Annotated in this window: 19 protein-coding genes; 6 read left to right on the forward strand and 13 right to left on the reverse strand. The window is 61.2% G+C overall.

From position 1 onward, the window contains the following. Positions 1-239: 239 nt before the first annotated feature. Together pth and DevBK_RS02275 are read right to left on the reverse strand one after the other, a co-directional pair. Positions 240-938: an aminoacyl-tRNA hydrolase gene (gene pth, locus DevBK_RS02270; RefSeq protein WP_317185578.1), complete on the reverse strand. Its 699-nt coding sequence runs from the start codon at positions 936-938 to the stop codon at positions 240-242. A gap of 166 nt (positions 939-1,104) precedes the next feature. Then, positions 1,105-1,737: a 50S ribosomal protein L25/general stress protein Ctc gene (locus tag DevBK_RS02275; protein ID WP_317184331.1), complete on the reverse strand. Its 633-nt coding sequence runs from the start codon at positions 1,735-1,737 to the stop codon at positions 1,105-1,107. Positions 1,738-1,981: 244 nt separating this feature from the next. On the opposite strand from DevBK_RS02275, the gene DevBK_RS02280 reads away from it, so the two are divergent. Then, on the forward strand, positions 1,982-2,413 hold the full coding sequence (locus DevBK_RS02280; protein WP_062631625.1) for a hypothetical protein: 432 nt from the start codon (positions 1,982-1,984) through the stop codon (positions 2,411-2,413). A 142-nt stretch (positions 2,414-2,555) separates the two neighbouring features. Here the strand turns inward: DevBK_RS02280 and DevBK_RS02285 are convergent, their stop codons facing one another. From DevBK_RS02285 to DevBK_RS02305, 5 genes are all read right to left on the reverse strand, one after another. Continuing rightward, complete coding sequence (locus DevBK_RS02285) at positions 2,556-3,488, reverse strand: ribose-phosphate pyrophosphokinase (protein ID WP_062631626.1); 933 nt, start codon at positions 3,486-3,488, stop codon at positions 2,556-2,558. Between the two features lie 159 nt (positions 3,489-3,647). Continuing rightward, positions 3,648-4,409, reverse strand: coding sequence for a peptidoglycan editing factor PgeF (gene pgeF / locus DevBK_RS02290; RefSeq protein ID WP_317184332.1), 762 nt, complete (start codon positions 4,407-4,409; stop codon positions 3,648-3,650). Continuing rightward, positions 4,406-5,485 (reverse strand): class I SAM-dependent methyltransferase, encoded by a 1,080-nt coding sequence (locus DevBK_RS02295; RefSeq protein WP_317184333.1) that lies wholly within the window; start codon positions 5,483-5,485, stop codon positions 4,406-4,408. Before DevBK_RS02295 ends, pgeF begins: the two co-directional genes overlap by 4 nt. A 10-nt stretch (positions 5,486-5,495) precedes the next feature. Then, positions 5,496-6,320, reverse strand: coding sequence for a prolipoprotein diacylglyceryl transferase (gene lgt / locus DevBK_RS02300; protein WP_317184334.1), 825 nt, complete (start codon positions 6,318-6,320; stop codon positions 5,496-5,498). Between the two features lie 140 nt (positions 6,321-6,460). Continuing rightward, positions 6,461-6,922: a GNAT family N-acetyltransferase gene (locus DevBK_RS02305; RefSeq protein WP_317184335.1), complete on the reverse strand. Its 462-nt coding sequence runs from the start codon at positions 6,920-6,922 to the stop codon at positions 6,461-6,463. 118 nt (positions 6,923-7,040) lie between these two features. Here DevBK_RS02305 and DevBK_RS02310 point away from each other — a divergent pair, with 118 nt between their 5' ends. After that, entirely contained in the window at positions 7,041-7,844 is an 804-nt protein-coding gene (locus tag DevBK_RS02310; RefSeq protein ID WP_317184336.1) for a hypothetical protein, read from the forward strand. Here DevBK_RS02310 and DevBK_RS02315 read toward each other — a convergent pair. Beyond that, positions 7,841-8,569, reverse strand: coding sequence for an SDR family NAD(P)-dependent oxidoreductase (locus DevBK_RS02315; protein WP_317184337.1), 729 nt, complete (start codon positions 8,567-8,569; stop codon positions 7,841-7,843). The two genes, DevBK_RS02310 and DevBK_RS02315, sit on opposite strands and share 4 nt — an antisense overlap. Before the next feature lie 142 nt (positions 8,570-8,711). Between DevBK_RS02315 and DevBK_RS02320 the strand changes: the two genes are divergently transcribed. The 3 genes from DevBK_RS02320 to proC all read left to right on the forward strand — a co-directional run bounded on the left by DevBK_RS02320 (position 8,712) and on the right by proC (position 10,550). Continuing rightward, a complete protein-coding gene (locus DevBK_RS02320; protein WP_061910547.1) occupies positions 8,712-8,963 on the forward strand; it encodes an accessory factor UbiK family protein in 252 nt (83 codons plus the stop codon). A gap of 265 nt (positions 8,964-9,228) precedes the next feature. Next, entirely contained in the window at positions 9,229-9,729 is a 501-nt protein-coding gene (locus DevBK_RS02325) for a YbjN domain-containing protein (protein WP_061910550.1), read from the forward strand. Next, a complete protein-coding gene (gene proC, locus DevBK_RS02330) occupies positions 9,729-10,550 on the forward strand; it encodes a pyrroline-5-carboxylate reductase (protein WP_317184338.1) in 822 nt (273 codons plus the stop codon). Before DevBK_RS02325 ends, proC begins: the two co-directional genes overlap by 1 nt. 13 nt (positions 10,551-10,563) lie before the next feature. Here proC and DevBK_RS02335 read toward each other — a convergent pair whose 3' ends face one another. Both DevBK_RS02335 and DevBK_RS02340 read right to left on the reverse strand, forming a co-directional pair. Next, entirely contained in the window at positions 10,564-10,857 is a 294-nt protein-coding gene (locus DevBK_RS02335; protein ID WP_317184339.1) for a hypothetical protein, read from the reverse strand. A 232-nt stretch (positions 10,858-11,089) separates the two neighbouring features. Further along, a complete protein-coding gene (locus DevBK_RS02340; protein ID WP_410494028.1) occupies positions 11,090-11,608 on the reverse strand; it encodes a MarR family winged helix-turn-helix transcriptional regulator in 519 nt (172 codons plus the stop codon). A gap of 135 nt (positions 11,609-11,743) precedes the next feature. Between DevBK_RS02340 and DevBK_RS02345 the strand changes: the two genes are divergently transcribed. Beyond that, the gene (locus DevBK_RS02345) at positions 11,744-12,634 is read left to right on the forward strand and encodes a branched-chain amino acid aminotransferase (protein WP_062631634.1); all 891 of its coding nucleotides are present in this window, start codon (positions 11,744-11,746) and stop codon (positions 12,632-12,634) included. Positions 12,635-12,854: 220 nt separating this feature from the next. Here the strand turns inward: DevBK_RS02345 and DevBK_RS02350 are convergent, their stop codons facing one another. From DevBK_RS02350 to pgsA, 3 genes are read right to left on the reverse strand one after another with little or no spacing between them, the layout of a single operon-like run. After that, positions 12,855-13,301: a molybdenum cofactor biosynthesis protein MoaE gene (locus DevBK_RS02350; RefSeq protein WP_062631635.1), complete on the reverse strand. Its 447-nt coding sequence runs from the start codon at positions 13,299-13,301 to the stop codon at positions 12,855-12,857. 1 nt (position 13,302) lies between these two features. Beyond that, the gene (locus tag DevBK_RS02355) at positions 13,303-13,554 is read right to left on the reverse strand and encodes a MoaD/ThiS family protein (RefSeq protein ID WP_062631636.1); all 252 of its coding nucleotides are present in this window, start codon (positions 13,552-13,554) and stop codon (positions 13,303-13,305) included. Then, entirely contained in the window at positions 13,551-14,120 is a 570-nt protein-coding gene (gene pgsA / locus DevBK_RS02360; RefSeq protein WP_317184340.1) for a CDP-diacylglycerol--glycerol-3-phosphate 3-phosphatidyltransferase, read from the reverse strand. The genes DevBK_RS02355 and pgsA overlap by 4 nt, the downstream gene beginning before the upstream one ends. Positions 14,121-14,209 lie beyond the last annotated feature (89 nt).

A 14,209-nucleotide genomic window follows, 5' to 3' on the forward strand; every position in this document is an offset into this window, starting at 1 on the left:
TCGCGAATTCGGTTGGGATGAGGGGTATTCTTTCTATTCCATCACGCGCCCCTCTGCGGAGGAGGCCATTCGAGCATAGCTCTCATGGCCTTCTCGGCTCAAATCATGCCACTGGCATGATTTGCCCTGTGGGACGCCTCGAAGCCCCTCACCCTTACTTTTCGCTGGACGCGAAAAGTCGGTCCCTCTCCCACAAGGGGCGAGGGGAGAAGCGGTGGGTGGGCGAGGCAGGGTAGCCGCTACTCGCCCTTGCCGAACAGCTTGTTGAGCATATCGGCCATGGGGCCGGATTTTTGGACTTCGGCTTGGGGCTTGCTGGCGCGGGCCTGGCGGATGTGGCTTTGGGCTTTGAGGGCCGGCTTTGGCTCTTCGTTGCCTTTGCTTGCCAGTGCCAGCTTGTTCATGAAGCCGGCGTCGTCGCCTGCCAGCAGCATTCCCGCGTGGCGGCCGATGTCGTCGAGGAGGGGATCGAGCCAGGCTTTGTCGGCCTTGGCGAAGTCACCGAGGACGTGGGGGGTGACGAATTCCTTGCCGGGGTGGCCGATGCCCAGGCGGACGCGTTTGTAGTCGAGGCCGATCTGGGGATCGATCGAGCGCAGGCCATTGTGGCCGCCATTGCCGCCGCCGATCTTGACGCGGACCTTCCCGGGCGCGAGGTCGAGTTCGTCATAAAACACGACGATGTCGGCGGGCGGGATTTTGTAAAAGCTCGCGACCTTTTGGACGCTGTCGCCGGACTTGTTCATGAACGTCTGGGGCTTGAGCAGGAGCACGCGTTCGGAGCCGATCGTGCCTTCGGCGAGGAGGCCGGAATTCTTCGATTTCCAGCTGGAAATGCCTTTAGCGCGCGCAATGGCGTCGATGGCCATGAAGCCGATATTGTGGCGATTGCCTTCATATTGGCTGCCCGGATTGCCCAGGCCGACGAGGAGTTTCATGGCGCGCTCGTTCTTGGTCCAAGTCATTGTGTGATCGCGTTTCCGAGCGGCAAAATCGTTGCCACTTTTGCTGGGAAACGCGTCCAGAGGGCATAACGCATCAAGGGGGCAAATGAAAAGGGCGACCCGAAGGCCGCCCTCAAAGCTTTGGAAAAGCTCCAGCCGATTACTCGGCCGATGCTTCGCCTTCTTCGGTGGTTTCTTCGTCATCAAGGCTGCCGCTGGCCTTGAGAGCGGACGGCGCAACGACGGTTGCGATGGTCACGTCCTCTTCGTGGCTGTGGTCGGCAGTGCCCTTGGGCAGCTTGATGTTGGAGATGTGGACGGTATCGCCGATTTCGAGGCCGGTGAGGTCAACGGTCACGAATTCCGGGATGTTGTCGGACGGCACGGTCAGATCGAGCGTGTGGTGCAGAATGTTGAGCGTACCACCGCGCTTGAGGCCCGGGCTTGCATCTTCGTTTTCGAAGTGCACGGGAACCTGAACGTTGATCTTCGAGCCCTTGGCCACGCGCAGGAAGTCGATGTGGATCGGCTGATCCATGACGACGTCGAGCTGGTAGTCACGCGGGATGACCTTGTGGATCGTGCCATCGACGTCGAGGTCGAGGATGTGCGACTTGAAGCCACCGGCATAGATGAACTTCAGCGCGTCCTTATAGGCCACGGAAACGGCGACGGGGGGCTTCTTGTCACCATAGATAACTGCAGGAACGAGTCCCTGACGACGAGCTTCGCGAGCGGCCCCCTTGCCCACTCCGTTGCGCGCCTGTGCCTTGAGCACTTTATTCTGAGCCATGGAAAGCATCCATTGGGTTGGTGTATGGCGTCTTCGCGACGGCATACGCACCCGTCCTCCAGGGGTGACGGGCACTTCATGGGGTGCGCTATAGCTCAAGCGGGGGACGGCGGCAAGGAAGCAGACGGGGATTCCGGAGGCTTTCGGCGCGGGCGAGGACAAGAAAGTGCGTGGTCACACTTTCGTCATAGCGCCAAGTGTTGATAGCGCTCGTTTTTTCGTCATCAGCATTCCGGATTCGATCATGAAACCTGCCGTCGTCCTTGCTCTTGCCTCGCTCGTGGTTTTTGCCGTTCCGGCCTATGCGGCGCCGAAGTTTTCGTTCGGGACCGACGGCGGCGAATATACCAATGACGGCGAGTGTGACGATCCGCGATTTGAGGGCAAGGGCATGACGACGACGCCACTGCTCAGCGACGACATTCTCAATGACGCTACCGACTGTGGCGAGGCCTATGCCTCGGGCACGATTTCGCTGCGCGGCGTGTCGGAAGATGGTGTGCCCGAATTCGGCGACAACAAGGGTGAATATGCGAAGGACGGCGAATGCGACGATATGCGGTTCAAGGGCGCCGGCATGACGTCAACGCCGCTGATCGAGGACGATATCATGCACGACGCGAGCGACTGCAAGGCGGCGTTTGAGGCGGGGACGATTCAGTTGGTTTTGAAGTAGGGGGCTAGACGCACTGGGGGTCATCCCGGCGCAGGCGGGGATCCATCCTGAGATCTCAGGATGGGCCCCGGCCTTCGCCGGGGTGACATTCGGTGTGTGGGAACGCGCCTGTCAAATCGCTCCACTGAAGCGGTTTGACCTCTTAGTCGAAGAGGCTCGAAACGCTCTGTTCGCTGGCGGTGCGGGCGATGGCTTCGCCAAGGAGGGGGGCGATGGCGATGCGGCGGATATTGGCCGCGGCCTTGGTCGCTTCGGTCTCCTGGATCGAGTCGGTGACGACCAGTTCCTTGAGCTTTGAGGCGGCGATGCGCTCGGCGGCGCCTTCGGAAAGGACGCCGTGGGTAATATAGGCCGAAACTTCCTTGGCGCCGGCCTTGAGGAGGGCCTCGGCCGCGTTGACCAGGGTGCCACCGGAATCAACGATATCGTCGATGAGAATGCAGGCTTGGCCTGAGACATCGCCGATGATGTTCATCACCTCGGACACGCCGGCCTTGGGGCGGCGCTTGTCGACGATGGCGAGATCGGTGCCGAGGCGCTGGGCGACCGCGCGGGCGCGGGCGACGCCGCCAACGTCGGGCGAGACGATCATAGTGTTCTCGAGCTTATAATTGTCGAGAATGTCGCGCGTGATGATCGGCGCGGCATAGAGGTTGTCGGTCGGGATATCGAAAAAGCCCTGGATCTGAGCGGCGTGCAGATCGAGCGTGATGACGCGGTGGACGCCGGCTTCGGTGATCAGGTTTGAGACGAGCTTGGCCGAGATTGGCGTACGACCGGCGGCGCGGCGATCCTGGCGGGCGTAGCCGAAATAGGGGAGGACGGCGGTGATGCGTCGGGCCGAGGACCGGCGCAGGGCGTCGGTAAGGATCAGCAATTCCATCAAGTTGTCATTGGCGGGAAAGCTGGTCGACTGCAGCATGAAGACGTCTTCTCCGCGGACGTTTTCATGGAGCTCGACAAAGACCTCCTTGTCGGCGAAGCGTTTGACGGTGCAATCCGTCAGGGGCAATTCGAGGTAGCTGGCGACGGCCTGGGCGAGGGCACGATTGGAATTGCCGGTCACCAGTTTCATGGGCGCGATCCTGTCTCAACCGATCCCAAGGACGGGGACCTTCCAGTTTCGCGGGCAGCTTTAGCGAGTCATTTTTGTGACCGCAACGCCCGTTCGATCACATGCGTAAATTAAGAGTAGTGCAGCACGCGATGTTTAAGCCGCGAACCGCACCTCGTTTCAGGCAAGGCCGATGACGGAAAGCTGGCGGCCGGTGCGCGTTTGCTTGTGCGTGGCGTAGCGATGGGAGAAGAAACGGCTGGGCTCGGCATAGGTGCAAAGGCCGGTTTCGGTGATGCCGGAGAGGCCGAGCGTTTGCGCCTCTTTGGCAAGGAAAAGCGGCAGGTCGAAATGCGGAGTGCCGCCGGGCGGAGTGATGAAGGCGGAGTCGGCTTTCGCATTTTGATTCAGGACATCATCCTTAAAGGCTTGGCCGACTTCGTAGTTTTCCGCGGAGATGGTGGGGCCGATGGCAAGGAGAATGCGACGTCGCTGGGCGCCGAGGGCTTCCATGGCGGCGACGGTATTGGTCAGGATGCCGGTGACGGCGCCGCGCCAGCCGGCATGGGCCGCGCCGACAATGCCGGCATGGGGATCAACGAACAGGAGCGGGGCGCAATCGGCGGTGAGGATGCCGAGGAGGACATCGCCACGGCGAGTGACAAGGGCATCGGCTTCGACGGTCGGGTCAGGCAGGGCGCCGGCTTCGACGGTGACGACGCGGTTGGAATGGACCTGTTTGACAGTGACGAGCGTGTTGCCGCCGAGCACATCGGCTATGCGGCGGCGGTTTTCGGCCACGGGCTCGGGCGCGTCGCCGGTGGATTGAGAGGCATTGAGCCCGGCGAACTCACCGGTCGAGACGCCGCCATGGCGGCCGAAGAAGCCGTGGTGGACGGTGTCTGTGTCGGTGAAGGGTTGGACGGTGTGGAACTCGATCATGCAGTGAACCCCGGCGGATTGAGGCCGGGAGAGTGGGCGCAGAAGACCTTGAAGAGGTCGCCCATCTGGTCTTTGGCGGTGAGACGTTCCAAAGCGGCGCGGATATCTGGGGCGGAGCCGGGATTGGCGCCGGCAAGGGCGGCGGCGCGTTCGGCGATACCGAGGCGGGTGAGGAATTCGCCCTGGGTCGCAAGAGGCTGGACCGCGAGACCGACTTCTCGCGCGACGGCGGCGAGGGCGGCGAAATCGACATGGGCGGAGAGATCGGTCTCGCCTGGGTTTTCCAGCACATCGGCGAAGGCATGGTTGCGGACGCCTTGCAGTGTGTCGCCGGTCTGGGTGCGAGCGTAGCCATAATCGATCGCGAGGACGCTGCCGCCTTGCTTGGCGATGGCCTTGGCGACGCGCGACATGACTTCGCTGCCGGCAAAGCAGACTTCGAAGAGGCTGTCGTCTTCGGCGTTGGCGACGGCTGTGGGCATCGCGTCGTTGGAAATCGGCGTCGGTGCGAGACCGAAGGCGCGTTTGCCATCGGCGAGGCCGATCATGCGTTCGTGCCAGCCATCGGCTTTGCGGACGAATTGGCGGATGGGTAATGCATCAAAGAATTCGTTGGCGACGACGATGATCGGGCCTTCGGAGAATTGTTCAAAGTTTTCAAGCCATTGCGGCTCGTAGCTTTCAAGGCGATTCCGCTGCTTGGCGGTGAGCGCCGGGTTGGTCTCGAACAGCTTCAGCTTGAGACCATCGCGAAATCCTGGGGCGCGGCAGGCGACGCGCAGGATATCGGCCATGAGCGTGCCGCGGCCAGGCCCGAGTTCGACGAGGTTGAAGCTTTTGGGCTCGTCCATCTGCTGCCAGACATTGACGAGATGGAATCCGATCAGCTCGCCGAACATCTGCGAGATTTCGGGCGCTGTGATGAAATCGCCGGCGGCACCGAGCGGATCGGCGCCCTTGTAATAGCCCTGGGTTGGATGAGTGAGGCAGAGACCCATATAGGTGGCGACCGACATGGGGCCGGTCGTCGAGATCTGTAGATCGATCTGCTGTGCGAGCGGGAGCTGGGTATTCATTGATGGCTCCTCAAGCACGCAGTTTGTTGGTCGGCCGGGTCAGGGCATAGACGACGAGAATGACGCCACCAAGAAGGATGGGCAGGCTGAGGACCTGGCCCATGGTGAGCCAGCCGCCATAAAGATAGCCGAGTTGCTCGTCGGGGAGGCGAATGGTCTCGACGAAGATGCGCGAAAGTGCATAGCCGATGGCGAAAATGCCGGCGACGAGGCCGGGCTTCCGGAGGCCATAAAAGACGTGGGTGGCGACGCGGATGATGAGGAAAAGCAAAAGACCTTCGAGCGCGGCTTCATAGAGCTGGCTCGGGTGGCGCGGCACCTGCAGCGGATCGGTCGGGAAGATGACGCCCCAGGGTAGGTCGGTCGGCGCGCCATAGAGCTCGGCATTGATGAAATTGGCGATACGGCCGAGGAAAATGCCGATGGTGGCGACGGCGCCGAGGAGGTCGAGCGAAGAGAGCCAATAGCCACCTTTGTGGCACGTGAAGAGGATGGCCGCGAGCATGAGGCCAACCATGCCGCCATGATAGGACATGCCGCCATCGAGCGTATTGATGATCTCGATCGGGTTCTGCAGGTAATAGGGCAGATTGTAAAAGAGCACATAGCCCGTGCGGCCGCCGATGACGATCGACAGCATGGCCCAGAAGGCGAAATCCCAAATATCCTTGGCCGGGAAGGGCGGGGTACCGCGATACCAGAGCCGCTCGTTGCGCAGCAGCAGATAGCCATAACCGGCGCCGAGAATGACGCCGAACAGATAGGCCAGCGCATACCAGCGGAGCGCGAAGGGGCCGATGGCAAAGGCGATGGGATCGATATTGGGAAAGGGCAAGGTCTATCCTTCTCCGGCAGGGTCAGTGCAGGGTGGCGGGAAAGCCGTAGCCTTGGCGCGCATGGGTCGCAAGGGGGAAGGCGAAGAAAGGGGCGGTGCGGCGCTATTGACCTTGTCTCACCGGAGACGGGTTATTGACCTTAGGCTTGGCGCGCCGGTAGTTGCCGTTTCTGGAAGCCTGTTTTTGACTGTTCGAACCCAGCCATACGGTAGAAGTCGAGTATCTGTGGTTTGTTAGATCCCGTCATGAGCATGGTTTTGTAGCAGCCTGCGGTCCACGCGGCTTCGCATGCTGCGTCCAAGATTTGTTGGCCGAATCCGCGCCGTCGGAAATCGGCATGGGTCACGACATTTTCGATCAGCGCATAAGGTTTGCCGCTGCGCGTGAGGTTGGGCACGACGATGAGTGTGCACGAGACGGCAAGGTGATTGTCCGCAATCCCGACCAGGATGTCGCTGCAGGGGTACAGGCGAAGGCGTTCGAGATTGGCTGAGGCTTGTTCCAGCAACGGGACGGCGTCGCCAGGATTGAGGTGCTGGTAAAGGGCAAGGAGGTCGGGGAGGTCTTCCCCGCATGCTGGGCGGATCGTGAGTGGGTTCATTGAAGTGGGCCGACTCTTTTATTTGTTGTGTCAGTATGATGGGCTAGCTTTTTGCTGCACAGCGCCACAGTCAGGACACATCCGATTGCATGCTCCATGTTTTGAGGCGGGAGCAGGTATGTCGGAATTTGAAGCACGATTTCAGCCGCTATTCGAGGTTTTGAGCGATCCGGAAGCGCTTTTTCATGGCGCGGATATGCGGGATGATCTGTTGGCGCTGGAGCCGTTGATCCCGGATCGCGCGGCGGAGGCGCGGCTGTTTCGCGAGCTCGCTGTGTTGGAGGCAAAACGGGACGAGCTGGTCTGTCTCGATCATGCGGATCGTGCGTTGGCGGCGCAGGCGGAGACCGGGGCGATCGATGATCGTGCGCTTTATTTCATGCATATGCAGTGCGGCGATGTCGGGACGGCCTGGAAGGGCGGTCCACGTACGGAAATGCATCTGCAGCGGGCGCTTGAGCTGCACGCCAAGCTAGAGCGGCCTATCGGCGAGGCGTTTTTCATCCGGCTCAATCTGGGAGTCTATAATAACACGGTGCATGGTCCGCGGCGTGCGCTCGATGCTTATGAGCCGCTTCTTGCCGATGCTGAGCAGCATTACGGCGCCGACAATCCGGAACTGAGGCGACTGGTTGGGCTGATGGGCGCTTGTTACGAGGCGCTGGGAGATATGGAAAATGCGCTGGCCCTTGGGACGCGTAGTTATGAGCTCAGTGTTCCCGGTGACGATCCGGGGCCGCGGGTGAGTGCGATGCTTACCTTTGGCAAGCTCAATTTTCGGTCCGGGCGGGTGGACGAGGCGCGACGCATTCTTGCCGATATGATCACCTTTGCAGACGCAAACTGTACCCCGGCAACGCGCAGATTTGCGCGCGACGAGACGCGCAATATCTTCCCCCACATCGCCGATGCGGGGATCTAGCCCTTGGTGCGCAGGGTCGAGCGGCCGCCATCGACGCCGAGGATTTGGCCAGTGATCCAGCTCGACGCGTCGGACAGGAGAAAGTCGGCGGCATTGGCGCTGTCTTCGGCGGTGCCGAGGCGGGGGAGGGAGTGAAGCTGGGCGATGGATTTGGCCATGGCTTCGTTTGACGTCAGGGACTCGGCCAGAGGCGTGGCTGTCAAAGAGGGTGCCACCGCGTTGACGCGGATTTTTGGGGCGAGTTCGGCGGCGAGGGCGACGGTGAGGCCTTCCACGGCGCCCTTGGCCATGGAGATGGAGGCGTGGCCGCTAAAACCCTGGGAGACGGCGACGGAAGAGAAGAGGACGATAGAGGCGGTTCCCTCATATTGTTTGAGAGCGGGCAGGGCGGCCTGGATCGCCATGGCGGCGCCTGCAGCGCTTATAGCGAAATCTCGGGCGAAATCTTCGATCGTGAGCCGGGCTAGCGGCTTCAGATTGATGGTGCCGACGCAATAGGCAAGGCCGGCGACGGGGCCAGGGGCTTGCTGGATCGCCGCGGTCAGCGCGGTGGTATCCGTGACATTCGCTTCCGCCCAAGTGCCTCCTGTTTCATCAGCAAGGGCCGCGAGGGCATCGGGGCTGCGACCAATCAAGTGCGGAACCAACCCGCGAGCGGCGGACTTTTTCGCGAGAGCCGAGCCAATGCCGCCCGCGCCGCCGACGAGGATGATGGTGTCGCTCATTGCCATTTCTCCCTTTGCCCAGCAGGTACGCGTGGATGGGCGGTTCGGTTCATGGGGAGGCGCGGCCAATGGTTGCACTGGTCAATGCGGCGGGGGTGGCCTACATAGGGGAGCAAACGCAATTGCAGATAATGGGATTATCATGAGCCAGAGCAATAACAGGATTTTTGACGGTCTTGGCCGGATCATGAACGAAGCGGCGGGTGTCGCCGACGGCGTGCGGCGCGAAGTCGAGACCGTTGCCAAGTCGCAGGCGCAGCGGATCGTGGCCGATATGGAATTGGTCAAGCGCGAGGACTTTGATGCGCTGCGTGAGCTGGTGCAGGTCCAGGGCGAAGAAATCGACGCGCTGCGTCAAGAGATTGCGGCGCTCAAGGCTGCAAAGACCGTCTAACGGCCGCCTCACTCAATCGGCCAAATTTCGCCAGCGCTTCACAACAGATGCGCTGGCTTGGATCTCTCGGGTTAACGAGAGGTTACCGTCTTCCACAAGAGATTGGGCGCTTGGGCGTCAGTTGAACTGCTGGAATCGGAACTGCAGTGTACGGTTTGTGATGTGGACGATTCGAACGCAGGAGGACGCGTGAGATTGGGTCTGCAGTGGAGGGGTGACGGCGGTTGTCGTGTCCCAGAGCGCCATGCCAGCACGGAACCGGCCAATGTCATTGATTGCCCACGAGCCCGATCGTTCGTCCCACCCGGTGGACCTGGTCGAGCACATCGCATCGATCAACGACTGGAATTTTGAGCGCCAGGACGCGGACGAGATTTCGATCTCGGTGCGCGGGGGCTGGAGCGACTATCACGTCTCGTTCAACTGGATGGAAGACCTCGAAAGCCTGCATATCGCCTGCGCCTTCGATCTGAAGGTGCCCGAGGGCCGGCGCAGCGAAATCCGCCAATTGATCAGCCTGATCAATGAGCAACTCTGGATTGGGCACTTCGATATCTGGAACAAGGAAGGCGTTGTGCTCTTCCGCAATTCGCATCTTCTTACCGGCGGGGCCGATGTGTCGCCGCAGCAATGCGAGGCGCTGTTGCGCTCGGCGACCGATAGCTGCGATCTCTATTATCAAGCATTTCAGTTTGTCGTCTGGGCCGGAAAATCGGCCGCCGATGCGCTGAGCCATGTGATGTTTGAAACCGTGGGCGAGGCGTGATGACCGATTTGCGATCCATTGGGCCGGTCATGCTGGTTGGCGTGGGCAAGATGGGCATGGCGCTGGCTTCGGGCTGGCTCGATGCCGGATTGCCGCCGACCAATCTGGTGCTGGTCGATCCGCGGGCGAGCGACGAGGCCAAGGCTTTTGCGGCCGATTATGACCTTGTGATCAACGAAGCGGCGCTTGGGCTGCAGCCCACTGTGCTGGTGCTGGCGGTGAAACCGCAGGTGATCTCGGCGGTTATGGATGACCTGAAGCCTGTGATTGGCACGCATACGCTGGTGCTGTCGATCGCCGCGGGGATTTCGCTGGATCGGCTGGCGTCGGGCACGGGCACGGATCGGGTGGTGCGCAGCATGCCCAATACCCCGGCGCAGATCGGCAAGGGCGTTACTGGCGTCGTTGCCGGAGCGGGCGTCGATGCGGCGGGACGGTCGGCGGCGGAAGCGCTGCTATCGGCGGCGGGGCTCGTCGTCTGGTTTGATGCCGAGGGGGATCTCGACGCCGTGACGGCGGTTTCGGGTTCGGGGCCGGCCTATGTGTTCAATCTCGTCGAGGCACTGGCTGCGGCAGGCGTGGCGCAGGGGCTCGAAGAGCATGTAGCCATGACGCTGGCGCGGCAGACGGTGATTGGCGCTGCGGGTTTGCTGGAGATCGATCCGGCGCCGGCCAGCGTCTTGCGCCAGAATGTGACCTCGCCCAATGGCACTACTGCGGCGGCGCTCGAGGTGTTGATGGGCGCTGATGGGCTGGGGCCGGTGATGGACCAGGCTGTTACGGCCGCGCGGAAGCGCAGCGAGGAACTGGGGCAGGGCTGATAGCAGTTGCTGCTTAACCCTGCCTTGAAAGGGCAGTTGGCGGTCTCGTAATACGGGATCGAAGCGTGGCGATGCGATCCTGCAGCTCGGGTGGGGTGCCCATCCGATCGAGCAGCAGATTGACGGCGAGCACGTCTGCCGACTGATTTTTGTGGCGGAAACGCTCGCCATGAGCTTCGGCGAGGACGAGTGCGATCTGCGGATCGTTCTGATCGGATCTGTGGGCTAGGCCGAGGGCCTGAATGGCACGGTTGAGCAGCCGACCGATGCGATCTGTGTCATTGCTGACCTGAACTTCTGAAATCAATAATTGGCCGAGCCCAAGTCCGGCAGCCTGCAGGGTTGGCGGGTCTTGCCCGACAAAAGGATCCTTGAGGATCGTATCGTAGCACCAGATTGCTTCGATGACCTCGCCTTGCTGCTGCAGGCGTCGCGCTTCCGAGAGATAGTGGATCAGGTCGAGAATTCTATGCTCCGCACGCTCCAGGGCCCATTGGAGCCAGCGTGCGGGATAAGCATTTGTTCGGCAATCGGCTTTTTTACAGATTGACCGTCAGGTTGAGCCGTTCAAGGACAGTGCGATCTGTTGGCTCGACCATGCTGACGAGGAACTGACGCACCATGTGCGCGCCTTCGGCCGGCAGGGCGGCGATGGCCTCGTCGATGCGGCTGGCCTGAGTGGCCGATAGGGTGGCGAACAGCATGCGGCCCTTGTCGGTGGCAAAAAGCAGGCGCTGACGCCGATCGGAGTGGCCGGTCTTTTGCTCGATATAGCCATTGTCGATGAGCTGGCGGAGGACGCGAGCCAGGCTTTGCTTGGTGATTTTCAGGATGTCGAGCAAGTCCGCGACTGGCATGCCGGGGCGTACATTGACGAAATAGAGCACCCGATGATGCGCGCGGCCGAAACCTTGCCGCTCGAGCAGGGCATCGGCGTCGCCGGTAAAATCCCGATAGGCAAAAAAGAACAGGCCCATGATATCGAGCGGCAGCACCGACTGCGCGATCGCAGCAGAATTTATGTCAGCCTTGTTGACATTTTTTTGGGCCTCTGCCATTGTCTCTCCATCACATCGGCGTTTCGTCTTATCCCAAAGACATTGTGGTTTGCCAAGGGCATGGCCCTTGGGGCATGATTAGAGAAACGTGCGGTTCGTGTAAGAACGGCAAAAACAAAGACTGTGGAGAGGATCATGGCAGGCGTGCCCATGGACCAGCGTGATGGCTGGATCTGGTTCGATGGCGAACTCAAACCGTGGAAGGACGCGAAGATTCACGTGCTGACGCACGGGCTTCATTATGCCAGCTCGGTATTCGAAGGTGAACGCGCCTATGGTGGCGAAATCTTCAAATCGCGCGAGCATACCGAGCGTTTGATCCGTTCGGCGGCAACGCTCGATATGCCCTTCCCCTATTCGGTCGACGAGATCGAAGCGGCGAAGCGCCTCGTGCTCGACAAGAATGGCCTCGTTGACGCTTATCTGCGTCCTGTCGCCTGGCGCGGCTCGGAAGAGCTTTCGGTGCCAGCGCGGAACAACAAGGTGCATGTGGCGATCGCTGCCTGGGTGTGGCCGAGCTATTTCTCGACCGAGGAAAAGCTCAAGGGGATCCGGCTCGAGTGGAGCAAGTGGAAGCGCCCGTCGCCTGAGACGATCCCGTCTTCGGCCAAGGCGGCGGGTCTATATATGATCTGCACGCTCTCCAAGGACGCCGCCATGGCCAATGGCTATGCCGACGCACTGATGCTGGACTATCGCGGCTATGTGGCTGAGGCCACGGGCGCCAACGTGTTCTTCATTAGGGGTAAGGACATTACGACGCCGACGCCGGATTGCTTCCTCAATGGCATCACCCGCCAGACGCTGATCGCACTGGCCAAGGAAAACGGTTTTACCGTTACCGAAAGGCACATCATGCCGGAAGAGCTCTCGCAGTTCGACGAGTGCTTCCTGACGGGTACCGCTGCTGAAGTGACACCGGTTTCGCTGATCGGGGACTATAAGTTCACCCCGGGCGAAGGGTGCCGGACGCTGATCGATGCGTATTCGGCAGCGGTTCAGCCAAAGCGGGCGGCGGCGGAGTAGTTTCGTTGAATTGAGTTTGAAGAAGCCGGGCAGGGATGTCCGGCTTTTTTGTTTCGCGTGTGGGGGTATCCCCTCATCCCTACCGAATTCGCAAATGCGAATTCGGTGAGCTGCGCGCCACCTTCTTCCCGAGGGGGAGAAGAATCAGAGGTGGCCCCCTCTATTCCTCTCCCCCTCGGGAGAGCGTGGATCGCGCGCAGCGCGAGACGGGTGAGGGTGGCTACCTCCTCCAGCGATCCCGTGCCACGTCGTCAGTTGCTTTCGCCTCTACCCATTCCGTGCCCGTTGCCATTTCTTCCTGTTTCCAGAAGGGGGCGTCGGTTTTTAGGTAGTCCATGAGGTATTGGGCGCCGTCGAAGGCGGCTTGGCGGTGGGGGGCGAGGGTCATGACTTGCATGATGGGTTCGCCGGGGACGAGGCGGCCGTAGCGGTGGAGGATTGCGGCGTCGATGAGGTTGAAGCGGGCGATGGCATTGGCGCGGATGGCGGCGATCTCGTTCTGGGCGAGGTCGGGATAGCACTCGAGGATGAGCGCCGTGATCGGGCGATCGGGGAGGGAGCGGACCATGCCCGTGAAGGTGACGGCGGCGCCGGCTTCGGGGTGGTTGGCCAGGAACTGACTGAGTAGTGCGCCGGGGTCGAAGGGGGCGTTGGAGATGATGATCATCTCAGCCGCCGGTCATCGGCGGCAGGATAGCCACTTCCTCGGCGCCATCGATCGGCGTGTTCCAGGGAACGATGCGGGCGTTCTTGGAGATCTTGAACTGCTTGGGATTGGCCATGGCGAGATCAAGGCTTTCGTCATTGGCGCGGAGCCAAGTGACGAGATCTTCGAGGGTAACGACATCAGCCGGCGGCGTGACGTCGTCGCTCGGGCGGTTGAGGCGCTCGCGGAGCCAGGCGAAATAGAGGATTTTCATTTCGCCGTCGTGCCCACGAGATGGGGCCAGGAGGCGCGGAGATAGTTCCAGCCTGTCCAGAGCGTAATGGCGCCGGCCGCCCAAAGCAGAATGTCGGAGATGAGACCAAAGCCGGGCACGATGCGCTCGAAGAGGACGACGGCGAGGGCAACGAGCTGGATGGTGGTTTTCCACTTGGCGAGCTTGCTGACGGGCAGGACGACGGAGGTGTTGCCGAGGAATTCACGCAGGCCTGAGATGAAGAATTCGCGGAAGAGGATGGCGACGACGGGGATCATGTCCCAGCCGGAAAAGCTGCCGTCCCATGCGAGGGCGGTGATCAGGATGCCGACGAGGAGTTTGTCGGCGATGGGGTCAAGCATACGCCCGAGATCGGAATACTGATCCCATGCACGAGCGAGATAGCCATCGACCCAGTCGCTGGCGGCGGCAATCACAAAGAGCACCAGCGCTATGATGCGCAGGGTGATGTCGCCATCCATCACTAACCAGACGATCGGGATGATCGCGGCGATGCGGGCGATGGTGATGATGTTCGGGACGAGCGTAAGCGGGTTTCTGGCCATGAGGCGAGAGAATAGGAATGGGGGCGAGGGGTCAAGGGTGGTTGCGGTGGAGATCTCTCCTGTCCCACCTTTGCGTGGCGTCATTCCCG

This window comes from Devosia sp. BK (assembly GCF_032907385.1).
GTDB lineage: Bacteria > Pseudomonadota > Alphaproteobacteria > Rhizobiales > Devosiaceae > Devosia.

What these genes read in the sequence shown, in the direction of transcription:
- pth (WP_317185578.1), bottom strand. Translation starts at nt 938, where the DNA reads ATGAAACTCCTCGTCGGCCTGGGCAATCCGGGCAGCCAATATGAAGGC.
- DevBK_RS02275 (WP_317184331.1), bottom strand. Translation starts at nt 1,737, where the DNA reads ATGGCTCAGAATAAAGTGCTCAAGGCACAGGCGCGCAACGGAGTGGGC.
- DevBK_RS02280 (WP_062631625.1), top strand. Translation starts at nt 1,982, where the DNA reads ATGAAACCTGCCGTCGTCCTTGCTCTTGCCTCGCTCGTGGTTTTTGCC.
- DevBK_RS02285 (WP_062631626.1), bottom strand. Translation starts at nt 3,488, where the DNA reads ATGAAACTGGTGACCGGCAATTCCAATCGTGCCCTCGCCCAGGCCGTC.
- pgeF (WP_317184332.1), bottom strand. Translation starts at nt 4,409, where the DNA reads ATGATCGAGTTCCACACCGTCCAACCCTTCACCGACACAGACACCGTC.
- DevBK_RS02295 (WP_317184333.1), bottom strand. Translation starts at nt 5,485, where the DNA reads ATGAATACCCAGCTCCCGCTCGCACAGCAGATCGATCTACAGATCTCG.
- DevBK_RS02305 (WP_317184335.1), bottom strand. Translation starts at nt 6,922, where the DNA reads ATGAACCCACTCACGATCCGCCCAGCATGCGGGGAAGACCTCCCCGAC.
- DevBK_RS02310 (WP_317184336.1), top strand. Translation starts at nt 7,041, where the DNA reads ATGTCGGAATTTGAAGCACGATTTCAGCCGCTATTCGAGGTTTTGAGC.
- DevBK_RS02315 (WP_317184337.1), bottom strand. Translation starts at nt 8,569, where the DNA reads ATGAGCGACACCATCATCCTCGTCGGCGGCGCGGGCGGCATTGGCTCG.
- DevBK_RS02320 (WP_061910547.1), top strand. Translation starts at nt 8,712, where the DNA reads ATGAGCCAGAGCAATAACAGGATTTTTGACGGTCTTGGCCGGATCATG.
- DevBK_RS02325 (WP_061910550.1), top strand. Translation starts at nt 9,229, where the DNA reads ATGTCATTGATTGCCCACGAGCCCGATCGTTCGTCCCACCCGGTGGAC.
- proC (WP_317184338.1), top strand. Translation starts at nt 9,729, where the DNA reads ATGACCGATTTGCGATCCATTGGGCCGGTCATGCTGGTTGGCGTGGGC.
- DevBK_RS02340 (WP_410494028.1), bottom strand. Translation starts at nt 11,608, where the DNA reads ATGGCAGAGGCCCAAAAAAATGTCAACAAGGCTGACATAAATTCTGCT.
- DevBK_RS02345 (WP_062631634.1), top strand. Translation starts at nt 11,744, where the DNA reads ATGGCAGGCGTGCCCATGGACCAGCGTGATGGCTGGATCTGGTTCGAT.
- DevBK_RS02350 (WP_062631635.1), bottom strand. Translation starts at nt 13,301, where the DNA reads ATGATCATCATCTCCAACGCCCCCTTCGACCCCGGCGCACTACTCAGT.
- DevBK_RS02355 (WP_062631636.1), bottom strand. Translation starts at nt 13,554, where the DNA reads ATGAAAATCCTCTATTTCGCCTGGCTCCGCGAGCGCCTCAACCGCCCG.
- pgsA (WP_317184340.1), bottom strand. Translation starts at nt 14,120, where the DNA reads ATGGCCAGAAACCCGCTTACGCTCGTCCCGAACATCATCACCATCGCC.